Source organism: Thermoactinomyces sp. DSM 45892 (assembly GCF_900107305.1).
Classification (GTDB): Bacteria; Bacillota; Bacilli; order Thermoactinomycetales; family Thermoactinomycetaceae; genus Baia.
The window spans coordinates 1-13,860 of the sequence record NZ_FNPL01000014.1 but is presented as its reverse complement, the minus strand read 5'-3'; the positions used below and the strand labels follow the sequence as shown (position 1 = coordinate 13,860).

11 protein-coding genes and 3 tRNA genes are annotated in these 13,860 nt (G+C 42.3%); 13 read left to right on the top strand and 1 reads right to left on the bottom strand.

What is annotated here, in order from left to right; genetic code table 11:
• Window position 1 precedes the first annotated feature (1 nt).
• The 13 genes from pnpS (at window position 2) to BLU58_RS11855 (ending at window position 12,305) form a co-directional block, all read left to right on the top strand.
• The gene (pnpS, locus tag BLU58_RS11915; protein WP_093292438.1) at window positions 2–1,744 is read left to right on the top strand and encodes a two-component system histidine kinase PnpS; all 1,743 of its coding nucleotides are present in this window, start codon (window positions 2–4) and stop codon (window positions 1,742–1,744) included.
• Window positions 1,745–2,134: 390 nt separating this feature from the next.
• A complete protein-coding gene (gene polA, locus BLU58_RS11910) occupies window positions 2,135–4,795 on the top strand; it encodes a DNA polymerase I (RefSeq protein WP_093292437.1) in 2,661 nt (886 codons plus the stop codon).
• 30 nt (window positions 4,796–4,825) lie between these two features.
• Window positions 4,826–5,653, top strand: a complete 828-nt coding sequence (mutM, locus tag BLU58_RS11905; RefSeq protein WP_093292436.1) for a DNA-formamidopyrimidine glycosylase — start codon at window positions 4,826–4,828, stop codon at window positions 5,651–5,653.
• A 71-nt stretch (window positions 5,654–5,724) separates the two neighbouring features.
• Window positions 5,725–6,387 (top strand): sporulation membrane protein YtaF, encoded by a 663-nt coding sequence (gene ytaF / locus BLU58_RS11900; protein WP_093292435.1) that lies wholly within the window; start codon window positions 5,725–5,727, stop codon window positions 6,385–6,387.
• A gap of 4 nt (window positions 6,388–6,391) precedes the next feature.
• On the top strand, window positions 6,392–7,003 hold the full coding sequence (gene coaE / locus BLU58_RS11895; protein WP_369813761.1) for a dephospho-CoA kinase: 612 nt from the start codon (window positions 6,392–6,394) through the stop codon (window positions 7,001–7,003).
• Entirely contained in the window at window positions 6,973–7,584 is a 612-nt protein-coding gene (locus tag BLU58_RS11890; RefSeq protein WP_093292433.1) for a lytic transglycosylase domain-containing protein, read from the top strand. Before coaE ends, BLU58_RS11890 begins: the two co-directional genes overlap by 31 nt.
• Window positions 7,585–7,758: 174 nt before the next feature.
• Window positions 7,759–8,799 carry a glyceraldehyde-3-phosphate dehydrogenase gene (locus BLU58_RS11885; protein ID WP_093292432.1) on the top strand — a complete coding sequence of 347 codons (1,041 nt, stop codon included), beginning with the start codon at window positions 7,759–7,761 and terminating at the stop codon, window positions 8,797–8,799.
• A 158-nt stretch (window positions 8,800–8,957) separates the two neighbouring features.
• Window positions 8,958–9,452: a transcriptional regulator NrdR gene (gene nrdR / locus BLU58_RS11880; protein ID WP_093292431.1), complete on the top strand. Its 495-nt coding sequence runs from the start codon at window positions 8,958–8,960 to the stop codon at window positions 9,450–9,452.
• A gap of 86 nt (window positions 9,453–9,538) precedes the next feature.
• Window positions 9,539–11,005: a DnaD domain protein gene (locus BLU58_RS11875; protein ID WP_176786645.1), complete on the top strand. Its 1,467-nt coding sequence runs from the start codon at window positions 9,539–9,541 to the stop codon at window positions 11,003–11,005.
• On the top strand, window positions 11,002–11,937 hold the full coding sequence (dnaI, locus tag BLU58_RS11870; RefSeq protein WP_093292429.1) for a primosomal protein DnaI: 936 nt from the start codon (window positions 11,002–11,004) through the stop codon (window positions 11,935–11,937). The genes BLU58_RS11875 and dnaI overlap by 4 nt, the downstream gene beginning before the upstream one ends.
• 97 nt (window positions 11,938–12,034) lie before the next feature.
• Window positions 12,035–12,110: transfer RNA gene (locus tag BLU58_RS11865), tRNA-Phe, on the top strand.
• 3 nt (window positions 12,111–12,113) lie between these two features.
• Window positions 12,114–12,188 (top strand) — tRNA-Gly (locus BLU58_RS11860).
• A 28-nt stretch (window positions 12,189–12,216) separates the two neighbouring features.
• Window positions 12,217–12,305, top strand: a tRNA-Leu gene (locus BLU58_RS11855).
• A gap of 218 nt (window positions 12,306–12,523) precedes the next feature.
• Here the strand turns inward: BLU58_RS11855 and BLU58_RS11850 are convergent.
• Complete coding sequence (locus BLU58_RS11850; protein WP_093292428.1) at window positions 12,524–13,699, bottom strand: site-specific integrase; 1,176 nt, start codon at window positions 13,697–13,699, stop codon at window positions 12,524–12,526.
• Window positions 13,700–13,860 lie beyond the last annotated feature (161 nt).

Genomic DNA, 13,860 nt, shown 5'->3' with positions numbered 1-13,860 from the left:
TATGAAGACGTTTCGAGCTAGAATTACCTCACTTTTTCTGTTTTTGATTGGATGCTCAGTACTAGGAACGGGATTTTTCTTAGCACTATTATTACATTCATCTTATATTGACTCACTTAGCAGTCGGCTCACGAAAGAAAGTAAGATGATTGCTGAAATGATCGAATGGAGTGGCGGTGAGAGTGATTTAGCCTCCCTACAGCAAGAAATCAAGGCATTTGGGGATACATTAGAGGCACATGTGACTTTATATAATGTACAAGGAAAAGTACTTGGTGACTCGATGAACAGTAAATCGAGCTCTGAGTTAAGTGAAGAGTGGGAGCAGATTCGATCTCAATCGAATGGCTTAGAGGTGATCACAATCCCTAAGTCGGATGAATTAATCGCTGCGGTACCGGTGGTTCAAGACGGAAAAAAGATCGGAGTCGTTCGGATTTCGTCCCCCTTAGATGAGGTGAACCAATCTCTTTCACAAGTATGGCTATCCCTTGCAGGCGGACTTGTCATCGCTTACGCATTGGCCGCTTTTGCGAGTTCCCGGGTTGCCAGTAGTGTGACACGACCGTTAGAAGAGATGACACAGGTAGCCGTTGATATAGCCCAGAAACGATTCCATCGAAGGGTAAAAGAAGATGGAAAAGATGAAATTGGGCGCTTGGGGCGGGCAATTAATCGGATGGCTCATTCTTTGCAGTTTCAAATGGAGACGATACGGAAGAGTGAGCGCAGGTTAACGAGTGTAATTGAATCGATGGAAAGTGGTTTATTAATGGTGAATGCTAGAGGTCGTGTAAGTATTGCGAATAAATCATTTGAACAACAATTTGGTGCGAAACCAAGTGAAATTGTAGGGGTACCATATGACGAAATCGAGACTACTTTTGACCTCAGTTCATTAATTTCACGATGTGCTCAGACGGGGACTCGAATTCGGGAAGAGATTCATCTCCATCACCCAGTTGAGCGTATTTTAGAGGCAAACTTGGCTCCGATGTGGGTTGAGTCAAACGGGATTGGAGTCGTGGCTGTTTTCCATGACTTGACGGCTATCAGACGTCTGGAGCAAATGAGAAAGGATTTTGTAGCCAACGTTTCCCATGAATTGCGTACGCCGATTACTTCCATAAGAGGTTTTTCAGAAACCCTGTTAGATGGAGCCATGCAAGATCCAGATACTTGTCGAGAATTCCTAAAGATTATTTTGGAAGAGAGTATTCGCTTACAACGTTTAGTAGGAAACTTATTGGATTTATCAACAATTGAATCCAAGCAGATGACAATGAACTTTGAACAGCTTTCCATTGCTAGTTTCTTACGAAACGTTACGAAAACATTAGGTGAACAAGCTCGTAGTAAAGAACAAACCTTACAAGTAGAAATAAAAGAAGACTTCCAAATTAGGATGGACCCAGATCGGTTAAAACAAATTGTCTTAAATTTAGTGAGTAACGCCATCACTTATACGCCTGCTGGCGGTGAAATACGGGTGCAAGTGGATCAAGAGGAGAGAAATTGGATTCTGGTAGTATCCGATACAGGCATGGGGATTCCAGAAGAGGATTTAGGACGGATTTTTGAGCGCTTTTATCGTGTAGACAAAGCGCGATCACGTGAATCGGGTGGAACGGGACTGGGGCTTGCTATTGTGAAGCATTTGGTTGAGGAGTATGAAGGGGAGATCGATGTAACGAGTAAAGTGGGGGAGGGGACTACCTTTACGATTCGGTTCTCTAAGGAATAGGTGCTTCTATTTCCTAGGAAATAAGCCTGCGAGAGTATATGCAGAAAGCTAGGAAGGTTTTGTCAACACAGTTGGAATGATTACTCGAATGTGTCTCAACTCCCGATTGTATTCGTTAAAAATGCTATTCTACTAGCCGTGCTAATTCACAGTACGGCTTTTATACTACCATCTAACTGGAAGAAAATGTGGTTCGCGTGATACAATGATAGAGTCTCATAACTAGGCTTAACAAGAACAATTTTGAAGAAAAGCTAAAAAAAACACGTTCGTAGTCAACTAGTAACTGGAAATGGAAGAGGGGCAATGTATCAGCCCCGGGGAGTCTGCGTGATACACATAATCAATATGTTTTTTCGATAATAGAATCTAGATACGGATGTGAACCCATTGTCTAAGAAAAAAATAGTTCTCATTGATGGAAATAGCATTGCCTTTCGTGCCTTTTATGCTTTGCCGTTGTTAACAAATTCATCCGGACTTTATACCAATGCCGCCTATGGATTTGCCATGATGCTTTTAAAAGTACTAGAAGAAGAAAAGCCAACCCATATGCTTGTTGCATTTGATGAAGGAAAAGACACATTCCGCCATGAGTTTTATCAAGAATATAAAGGAAAGCGGGATAAAACCCCTGGTGAACTAACGGGACAATTCCCGCTGATTAAAGAGGTATTGGATGCGTGTCAAATCCGATATTATGGCATCCCAGGATATGAAGCAGATGATATTATTGGGACGCTGTCCAAAATGGCGGATGCCGAGGAGATGGAAACTCTCATCGTGAGCGGGGATAAAGACTTGTTCCAATTAGTAACAGATCGGGTTAGTGTGTTAATGACTCGTAAAGGTGTAACAGAAGCAGATCGATATACTCCAGAAAGCATTCAAGAGCGTTACGGATTAACTCCTTCCCAAATTATTGATCTTAAGGGATTAATGGGAGATCCATCTGACAATATTCCGGGTATCCCTGGAGTAGGAGAAAAAACAGGCTTGAAGCTATTACACCAACATGGCTCAGTAGAAGAGATTATTGCCCATGTTAATGATCTACCTGGCAAAAAGCTACAAGAAAAAGTGACCGAATTTCAGGAGCAAGCTTTACTGAGTAAACGACTTGCCACTATTTGTTGTGAGGTGCCTTTGGACTTTAACATCGATGATTTAGAGCATACATCGATTCATACTGAAGAGGTAGTCGAGACATTTAAAAAGCTAGAATTTAAGACATTGGTAGATCGTATTCAAAAAGGGTTTGGCGAATCGTTAGGACAAGCGTCTGGACCTGATCAAACATTGATAGAGTATCAAATCGTATCAGAGGATTCTACAGGAGATTGGAATGATTTATTACAATCAGATTCCTTGGCACTCCATATCGAGTCGAGTGAAGAGAATCCACATCGTTCGGAGTTAATTGGTTTATCTTTATCCGATGGGACTACTAATCTGTATATCCCAGCTAATGTCGTTACGAAGTGGAAAAAACTGCGTGATTGGCTTGGATCAAGCAACTCTCAGAAGATTGTATTTGATGGGAAAAGATCAGAGATTGCTCTCTCAAAGCTGGGAATTTCGTTAGAGGGGATCGAAATCGATATTTTATTGGCCGCCTATCTGCTAAATCCTTCTGAGGCTAGTTTGAACTTAAGTGATGTAGCTGCGCAGCATAGTAAATTTGGCTTAGCCTCTGATGAAGAAGTGTATGGGAAAGGTGCGAAACGAAAACTTCCTACAGAGGAAACCCTTGCGCAACATATTGCCCAAAAAGCATATGTACTCTACGATCTGCAATCACAATTAAAACCAGAGATTGAGAGAACGGATTTAGCGAATCTACTCTATCATTTGGAAATGCCGCTATCCCGTGTACTAGGGAAAATGGAAAAAAGAGGGGTAAAAGTAGATGGGGAGCGATTAGAACAGTTAGGTTCTGTTCTCCGAGAGACCCTTGAACGTCTCACAGTGGAGATTTATGATACGGCAGGTACCGATTTTAATATTAATTCACCTAAGCAATTGGGTGAGATTTTATTTGATAAATTAGGCCTACCGGTATTGAAAAAGACGAAGACTGGTTACTCAACTAGTGCAGATGTATTAGAAAAATTAGCCCCACAGCATGAGATTGTGGACAAAATTCTTCATTACAGACAAGTAGGAAAGCTTTTGAGTACTTATGTAGAGGGTCTGAAAAAAGAAATCAGCGCAGATGGAAAAATTCATACTCACTTTAACCAAACGATTGCCGCTACAGGAAGGCTATCCAGCGTGGAACCTAATCTGCAAAATATCCCGATTCGGCTGGAAGAGGGCAGGAAAATCCGTCAGATTTTCGTGCCGTCCGAAGAGAATTGGATGATCTTAGCTGCGGACTATTCGCAAGTAGAGCTCCGTGTGTTAGCGCATATCTCAGGAGATCCTAGCTTACAAAAGGCATTTCGCGACTCTAAGGATATTCACACCCAGACAGCGATGGATGTTTTCCAAGTGGAGGAAGGGGAGGTTACCTCTCTCATGCGTCGCCAAGCTAAGGCGGTTAACTTTGGTATCGTTTATGGCATTAGTCCGTTTGGCTTGTCCCAGAACCTAAATATTCCTCAGAAAGAGGCTAAACAATTTATTGAGCGCTATTTTGAGACGTATCCAGGCGTTAAAACATATATGGATAAGATTGTAGCTCAAGCGAAACAAGATGGCTATGTTACAACTTTGCTTCAACGTCGCCGTTATCTTCCAGAGTTATATGCAACTGATTTCGCGCGTCGTAGCTTTGCAGAACGAACTGCAATGAATACACCTATTCAAGGAACGGCAGCGGATATCATTAAAAAGGCGATGGTTGACATCGATCGCTTAATGGTCGAAAAGAAAATGAAGAGTAGAATGCTGCTTCAAGTTCATGATGAGCTGATTTTCGAGGTTCCGACGGAGGAGCTAGGAAGCATGGGAGATTTGGTGCGCGAGACGATGGAACAAGCGATCGAGCTATCGGTTCCATTGGAGGTTGATCTAAACATCGGCCAAAGTTGGTATGAAGCTAAATAGTTCGAATCACAACTAGGGGAGAGACAGAAGATGCCAGAATTACCAGAGGTGGAAACCGTCCGCAAAACGCTAGAACAATTAGTAGTGGGAAAAACGATCCAAGACGTATCGGTTCACCTTCCGCGGATCATTCAGCGCCCAGATGATATTGATATTTTTAGTAGAGAGCTACAAGGCTCTACGATTACAGGGATTGGGCGAAGAGGCAAGTTTTTAAAGATCTTTTGTGATCCATGGGTGATTGTATCCCATCTGAGGATGGAAGGAAAATATCGAGTTGCGGATCAAGGTGTTGATTTAGAGAAGCATACCCATGTTATTTTCCACTTTACAGATGGTACCGAACTTCGTTATAAGGATGTACGACAATTTGGTACGATGCATTTGTTTCCGAAAGGCGAAGAGGAAGGTCATCTGCCGTTAAAAAAGTTAGGCCCAGAGCCGTTAGATCCAGATCAATATCGACTTGATTGGTTTGAATCAGTGATTCGGAGGAGAAAAACGAAGATCAAACCTCTTCTACTGAATCAAGAGGTATTAGTTGGCTTAGGGAATATCTACGTGGATGAAGCGTTACATAGCGCAAAAATCCATCCCGAACGTAGTGCGAATGAGTTAACACATGAGGAAATTCATTTGCTCTACCATAGCATATCTGAAACACTTTCCAAGGCAGTGGAGGCAGGCGGGTCTTCGGTTCGTTCTTATGTAAATGGACAAGGTGAGATGGGAATGTTTCAATTACAGATTCAAGTATACGGACGGAAGAATGAACCATGCTATACCTGTGGCAGTCCGATTGAACGTTTGGTGGTAGGCGGACGAGGGACACATATCTGCCCTCAGTGCCAAAAGTGACGGATTGGCACCCACGCCTGGGCTCCTTCATATGCTAGGATAGCACCCTAGTGATATGGAGGATTTTTACTATGTGGCATATATGGACGATGATTGGAGTAGCTTTTGCGGTCAGTTTAGATAGCTTTAGTGCTGGTGTTACATATGGATTACGACGAATTCGCATCCCTATTAGCTCGATTCTCATTATTGCAGGATGTTCAGGACTTAGTATTTTTCTGACGATGTTAGTCGGGGACCAAATGAGTGTATGGCTCTCGCCTCAAATGGAAAAATGGATCGGAGCCTCCATCCTTATATTATTGGGATGCTGGACGTTTTTTCATTATCTAACTCGAAATGAGCAGGATAATGGACAAGAAGAGGCGGATCCGGTTACGCAAGCTATTGATCCAAAGATCTGGATTTGGGAACTACCTAAGTGGGGTCTGGTGATTCAAATTCTCAAGAAGCCGACCACTGCTGATATAGATCATTCAGGCAGTATTAATGCGACAGAAGCCATCTTACTTGGAATTGCGCTTTCACTCGATTCGCTTGGGGCGGGTTTGGGAGTTGCTTTATTGGGTTATTCTCCGTTTGCCGTCCTTGGCTTAATTACCCTGATGTGTGGAGTGTTTTTACGCTTGGGAATGTGGATTGGATTCCATTTTCAATACAATCGATTTCGTAATGTAGTTTTGTATCTTCCAAGCATACTCTTAATTATTCTAGGATTGGTTCGGATTTGGTAGAGGAGTGTTTGTTTTGATTATTGGTTTAACAGGAGGAATTGCGACTGGTAAAAGCACGGTTTCGAAGATGTTCCAAGAACGTGGAGCGAAAATTATCGATGCCGACCAGATTGCTAGGCTAGTCGTGGAACCCGAGACAGAAGGATTGCAGCAGGTGGTAGCAGCATTTGGCGAAGGAGTGCTCGATTCACAGGGACGATTAAATCGGAAAGCGTTAGCGGATATCATCTTTCATAATCCTAACGCTCGCCAGCGATTAAATACTATTTTACATCCCCTTATTCGAACGGAGATGAAAAGACAGACAGCTGAATTTCAGAGAGAGAATGTGGAAGCGGTTATTATTTGGGATGTTCCTCTCTTATTTGAGAGCGGTTTGACGCAGTTAGTGGAAAAGGTTATTGTTGTGTATATACCAGAATCACTGCAAATTATGCGTTTAATGGAGCGAGATCAGCTAAGTGAAAGGGAAGCAAAAGCTAGGCTTGGCGCACAACTTTCGATTGAAGAGAAAAAGAAGATGGCCGATTTTGTGATTGATAACAGTCAACCCGTACTTCATACAGAAAGACAGGTAGATCAGCTATGGAATTATCTAGCTTTAAAAAATGGATAGATCCAGCGCTTCGAGCGATGCCTCCTAAAAGAATGATCTTGACTGGGATTATCCTCATCGTGCTCATTATGTTTATCGCGATTCCTGTCTCTAACCGCTGGATGTACCCACTAAAATACGAAGAAGATATCCTGAATAGCGCCAAACAGTACAAGATAAGCCCCTTTCTCGTGATGGCAGTGATACGTGTCGAAACGAAGTTTGATCCGTCGAGGGTTTCACACGCTAATGCACAAGGTTTAATGCAAATTACGCCGGGTACTGTCGATACTGTGATAAAAAATGCACCCTTTTCCCCTGCAGTGCGTGATCAAATCGGTGACCCTAAGGTTAATATCCAGCTAGGTACATGGTATCTGGCTTACTTGATTAAAGAGTTTAATGGAAATGAAGCGGTGGCTGTAGCAGCCTATAATGCAGGGCCGAATAAGGTAAAGAGCTGGTTGAAGGATAAGAAATGGGATGGCACAGTGCAAAATGCCAATCGCATAGAGTACTCAGAGACAAGGAAATATGTTCAAAAAGTAATGGGTTACTATGGAAAGTATAAATCAGTATATGGATCCCTAGTAGAAGATTAGAGGAATAAGGATTCTTGATGAAGAGACTTGGTCGCTTATAGGTGATCGGGTCTCTTTTCTGTATAGAAATAGAACCGGTTTTTTTGTCTTTTTTTATTGCAAAATGTGTTATACTGATTATAATATTAAAGGGGAATTGTGTGTATTATATAGCCGGAAGGGGATTCATCCATAATGAGCATTCGTGTCGCGATAAATGGATTTGGCCGTATTGGTAGAATGTTTTTTAGAAAAGCAATAGTTGACCCAACAATAGAAATAGTAGCAATTAATGCTAGTTATCCAGCCGAAACATTAGCACATTTGATTAAGTATGACACAATTCATGGTTTTTTTGACGAGGAAGTAATCCCTACAGATGGCGGTATTTATGTAAATAAACAATTTGTTCGGTTAACTGCTAACCGAAATCCAGCTGAGTTACCTTGGGCAGATTATCAAATCGATGTGGTCGTAGAAGCAACAGGGAAGTTTGTCGACCGAGAAGGAGCGGGGCTACATTTACAAGCTGGTGCTAAAAAGGTAGTGATTACGGCTCCGGCGAAAAATGAAGACGCTACCATTGTGCTAGGGGTAAATGAAGATATCTATCAACCTGAAAACCATCATGTGATTTCAAATGCTTCATGCACGACAAACTGTTTAGCCCCTGTCGCGAAAGTATTGCATGACACGTTTGGGATTGAGCATGGTCTTATGACCACGATCCACAGCTATACAAATGATCAGTTAAATTTAGATAATCCACATAAAGATTTGCGTCGGGCTCGCGCATGTGGCCAATCGATCATCCCAACTAAAACGGGAGCCGCGAAGGCATTAGGACTCGTTATTCCAGAGTTACAAGGAAAGTTAAACGGTTTTTCTTTACGTGTTCCAACCCCTAATGTATCCATCGTCGATTTGGTTGTGGATCTAAAAATAGATGTAACCAAAGATCAAGTAAATCACGCTTTGAAGCAAGCCGCTGAAGGTACGATGAAAGGGATTTTAGCTTATACGGAGTTGCCACTGGTATCATCAGATTTTATTGGTAACGAAAACTCTTCTATAGTAGATGGATTATCTACAATGGTGATAGGGGCTCGCCAAGTAAAAGTACTAGCATGGTATGATAATGAATGGGGCTATTCTTGTCGTATTGTCGATTTGGTGAAACTAGTGAATTCTTCTACTAGTCAAGTGAATGATCAGGTAAAAGTGCAATCGGCTTAGTATATAATGTAGTCAGACAGGGTAAAACCCGAGCTCTAGTAGGCTCGGGTTTTTAGGCACTTCCGATTTTTCATTGTTTATACCAAGTGTGATGAAATAAAATAGATTTGAAATCACTAGAGCGAAAAGTTGTTTGGATGGTGAAGGAGGACGTATGGATGAGATGTCCAGAGTGTAATCATTATGGATCTCGTGTGTTAGATTCACGACCTGCTCATGAAGGAAGGGCGATTCGTAGGCGCAGAGAATGTGAAGAGTGCGAACAGCGATTTACAACCTTTGAGATGATAGAGGAAAAACCGTTAATTGTGGTGAAAAAAGATGGAAGTAGAGAAGAGTTTAATCACGAAAAACTACTACGTGGTTTGATTCGAGCTTGTGAAAAGCGCCCCGTTTCGGTTGAAAGCTTAGAGAAGCTAGTCCACGAGATTGAAAAGCTGTTACGTGATCAAAATACTTCAGAAGTTCTCAGTAATGAGATTGGGGAGTATGTAATGGATCGCTTGATGGCCATTGATGAGGTGGCTTACGTCCGTTTTGCTTCTGTCTATCGCCAGTTTAAAGATATTCACGTTTTTGTCACAGAATTGGACTTATTACAACGTTCTCGTCAAGAGCATACCGAAAAGGCTCCAGAAGAAGATGAGGGTTAATTGGATAAAAATGAGCTTTTCTCTAAAATTGGAACCTATGTTAAAATGGACAAATCAGTATGGAAAGTGTGGAGGAAGACCAGAAGATGGCGTTTCTTTGGAAAGAATTAGGATGGTATTGTCGTTCTCATCGTCCGTTGGCACCCACTGACTTGATTGTGCTAACTCAACTGTATCAACCATTGATCGGGGCAACAGCCTATAGTCTCTATTTAACTCTGTCCTATCAATTGCCTACTGAACGTGCAGGGATGACGGAAGTTCATACACATGCCATGCTAATGAAGATGATAGGAACACCCTATGACTCTTTTTTAGAGGCTCGTCATCGGCTAGAAGGTGTAGGATTACTAAATACGTATGAACTGGGGAACCTTCAGGACGGTTTAATCTATGAATATGAAATGATTTCTCCCCTTTCTCCGGTCCAATTTTTTCAAAGCGAAGTTTTCAATCTAGCTCTGTATCAATCGGTAGGAAAAGAGATATATCCAGAATTACGAAAGAGATTACTAGGACCTGTTCCATCTGATAACTGGCGGAAACAAGTAAAGCGTAATGTGACAAAGCCATTTAAAGAGGTATATGGTAGCTTTTCTCCTCATGACCTACAACAGATGGGAGAGATTGATCAGGAATTTCCGGCCCCTGAGCATCCGATTCGAGAAGATTTACAACAGGGTCAGATTCCGATGTGGTCCGATGATGATTTTACCTCTATTAAAGTACGCTTGCAGTCGATTATTCACTCAAGTACATGGACGCCAGAGTGTATCGCTCAATTAAAAGAGATTTGCTTCTTATATCAATTAGAAACATGGGATTTGGTAGCTGTTTTGCAAGATCCGTATATTACGCAACGAGGGGAAATCAATTTAGAGCGTCTCCGGAATTATGTCCGTGGAGAGTATCAACTTCGTTTTGGTGGGTTGCCACAGGTTCAATACCATCAAAAACAGTCACAGGAAGATATATCTTTCAAGCAGACACAACTTGTTCGAGAAAGCCAAGAAATGATCGCATCCAATGCTTCACCCGAAGAGAGACATTTTCATTTGCTGGCCACCGTATCTCCCGTAGAGTTGTTACATCGTTATCAAGGGGGAGGGCCTGTCTCAGATAGTGATTTAAAGATTGTGGAGAAGTTAGTACAAAAGTATGATTTGTCGCCTCAAGTTGTAAATGTATTGATTGACTATGTGATGATTAAATACAATCGGAAATTAACTTGGAGTCTGATTGATAAGATTGCGGCACATTGGGTACGGGCACAAGTAAAAACAATGGAGCAAGCAATCGAAATAGCCAAGAGTGAGCAGTGGGAGTCGCAGGACAATGTAGGAACGACAGCTCGATCGACGAAATCAAAGCGTTCTAAATCGATTCTACCCAAAGCAGTGGCACAGCAGTTGGAGCGGGAAAAAAATAATGAAGCTGCAACTACACTAAGTGAAGAAGAACTAGAGAAAAATAAGATACGATTACAAGCCAAACTTCGTCTAATGAATGAAAAATTAGCGGATCGAGGACGAGAAAAGGAGCAGATGCCGTGAACCCCATTTCAGAAGTTGTAGGGCCGATGTTACGTCGGACAGGAATTACACCACAGCAGATGGAAAAGCAAGTAAACCTGTTGAAGCAACATCGAGCGGTCCGCAGTTTTGTGGAGCGACATCCTGATATTCCATCAGAGCAGTATCTCCGTTCGCTTCCTCAGATGAATCAGATGGTGTCGGAGTGGGAAAACTGCAGTCGATGTTCTGGTCTAGAAAGGTGCCCTAATATGATCTCTGGGCATTATCCATATCTAAATCAATATGGTGGATATATTGAGTTTCGGATGAAGAAGTGTCAAAAATTAGCTGCCTTTGAATCAATGAAAGAAAAGCAAAAGCTAATTCGATCTCTTCATATTCCGAAAGAGATTTTGCATTCAAGTTTTGAAACGATGGAGTTTGATGAACGAAGTGAAGTGATCGCTGCTACGATGGATTTTTGTATGTCCTTTTCAGAAGGAATTCCGACAAAGGGCTTATATTTACACGGTCCACTTGGAGTAGGCAAAAGTCGAATTGCAGGAGCGATTGCAAATAAATTAGTGGAGCATAATATTCATTCCTATCTAGTTTATGTTCCAGACCTGATAAGAGAAGTTCAAGATGCAATTCAAGATCATTCTCTTCAACAGAAACTGCAAGCATTTAAAGAAGTACAAGTCCTTATTTTAGATGATATCGGGGCAGAGTACTTAACCGTGTGGAAACGTGACGAAATTTTAGGGGCCTTGCTTCATTATCGAGCCGCGGAGGGCTTGCCTACTATCTATACTTCTAACTTAGACTTAGAGGAGTTAGAGGCTCATCTTCGCTTAGGTGAAAAAAATGTACAAGATGTGATGAAGGCGAAGCGGATTATGGAACGAATTGAGCATTATACAAATGCTTACTTTGTTGATGGCCATAATCGAAGGAAAGGTGAGCTGTAGAAATATAATAAAAAACATGTTGCATTCAGCAAGAATACCATGTTATACTCTTTCTTGTCGGTAGCGAACGTTATATTTACCTACTGAAAGAAAGTTTGGCTCGGTAGCTCAGTCGGTAGAGCAGAGGACTGAAAATCCTCGTGTCGGCGGTTCGATTCCGTCCCGAGCCACCATTTGCGGAAGTGGCTCAGTGGTAGAGCATCGCCTTGCCAAGGCGAGGGTCGCGGGTTCGAGTCCCGTCTTCCGCTCCATTTTTAAAAATGAGTTTCATACTGCCTTGCCGGGGTGGCGGAATAGGCAGACGCACAGGACTTAAAATCCTGCGGTAGGTGACTACCGTGTCGGTTCGAGCCCGACCCTCGGCACCAAAAAAACGTAGTAATATCAAGGGTTTTAGAAAAAGGACTCCTATCTAGTAGGGGCTCTTTTTTTGTCTTTTTTCGGTGTAAAGCCGAAAATTTGGTTAGGGTTTTGTTAGGGAAAAAATAAATCGCCGAACTCCTTGGTACACAAGGGTTTCAGCGATTTTTTAAAAAGTCATTTATGTTCATTTGGCTTGTCATTTTTCAAAGTGTCCATAGGTGTATCATGATGTGCGATACGGTTCATCCTGTCCACCATAAAGAAAATCATCCCATTTTCGTACGGCTTCTTTCTGCATATGTGGCATGACATGGGAGTAAGTGTCCATTGTTACCGTGATAGTGGAATGTCCTAAACGCTCTGAAATCACTTTCGGATGTTCTCCTTGCTGGATCAAGAGTGTAGCGTGGCTGTGACGGAGGTCATGAAAGCGAATATGGGGGATTTCTAGATTCTTTACAAGCCGTCGAAACCCCCTAGAAAGCCCGTCAGGATCGAAGGGAGATCCATTGTCATTGGCGAAAACCAACCCATAATCTTGATAGTGAATTCCGTAAGATTGCTTATGGCGGCTCTGTTTCGCTTCAATCGTTCGTAAGGTTTCGATGACGGAGCTAGATATGGCTACCGTTCTACGACTTCCATCATTCTTGGTGGTATCCTTAAAAATGATCCCTTGCCCGTTCACCCGTTGAACGGATCGGCGTACGCTGACAACTTGGTTTGTTAAGTCGACATCTTGCCACTTGAGCCCGAGTATCTCACCTCTACGCATTCCCGTATGGATGGCGAAGTAGATTGGATAGTAAAACTTGCTCTTTTTCGCTTCTTGGAGTAAAAAGTGGATTTGTTCTCTGGTGAGTACATCGAAATGTTTTCGTTTGGGTCTAGGTGGAATAACTGACTTCATCGGATTGGAATCGATCATTTGCCATCTCACCGCATGCTCAAGTGCTTCATGCAGTAAGCGATGATGGCTATACACAGACTTAGCAGATAATCCGCCTGAACCATCTTTTTTTCCATTCTCCAGCTTTCGAGAGTAGTAGCCTTGTATATCCAGTGGCTTTAGATCATTTAGAGGAATCTCAGCTAAAGGAGTAGGGAGAATGTGGCTCGTCACGATGTACTCGTATCCTTCATAGGTAAGAGGTGCTGTGTTTACTTTTGCATAGTCCCGTAACCAGACTTGCAAGTAATCGATGAGAGTCGTTCTTTGAGGGTTGGAATAAGTTCCTTGATTGATCTGGTGAATGATCGAAATCATTTCTTTCTGGGCATCCTTCTTGCAATCAAATCCATAAAACCACTCTTGCCTACGGTTTCCCGTTTCAGGATCTCGTCCGATGTCGATTACGAAACAGTACTTATTTCCGTCTTTGCGAATGTGACCTCTCATTGTTTGTTTCCTCCTTATATGGCTGTTAAGTCTTTCAATGGCGGATACTTCGAAATAATCTCGCCTGTTGTCTCGTCTACTTCAATCCCCATCAACTTCCACCTAATATGCTTGGTGCGATTCCACAGTTCCCTGTTCCGCTCTTTCTTGGTGTCTTTGTA

Excerpts from the sequence above, each read along its gene's own strand:
- pnpS (WP_093292438.1), top strand. The coding sequence starts at position 2 with ATGAAGACGTTTCGAGCTAGAATTACCTCACTTTTTCTGTTTTTGATT.
- BLU58_RS11850 (WP_093292428.1), bottom strand. The coding sequence starts at position 13,699 with ATGAGAGGTCACATTCGCAAAGACGGAAATAAGTACTGTTTCGTAATC.
- BLU58_RS11875 (WP_176786645.1), top strand. The coding sequence starts at position 9,539 with ATGGCGTTTCTTTGGAAAGAATTAGGATGGTATTGTCGTTCTCATCGT.
- BLU58_RS11890 (WP_093292433.1), top strand. The coding sequence starts at position 6,973 with ATGGAATTATCTAGCTTTAAAAAATGGATAGATCCAGCGCTTCGAGCG.
- BLU58_RS11885 (WP_093292432.1), top strand. The coding sequence starts at position 7,759 with ATGAGCATTCGTGTCGCGATAAATGGATTTGGCCGTATTGGTAGAATG.
- ytaF (WP_093292435.1), top strand. The coding sequence starts at position 5,725 with ATGTGGCATATATGGACGATGATTGGAGTAGCTTTTGCGGTCAGTTTA.
- nrdR (WP_093292431.1), top strand. The coding sequence starts at position 8,958 with ATGAGATGTCCAGAGTGTAATCATTATGGATCTCGTGTGTTAGATTCA.
- mutM (WP_093292436.1), top strand. The coding sequence starts at position 4,826 with ATGCCAGAATTACCAGAGGTGGAAACCGTCCGCAAAACGCTAGAACAA.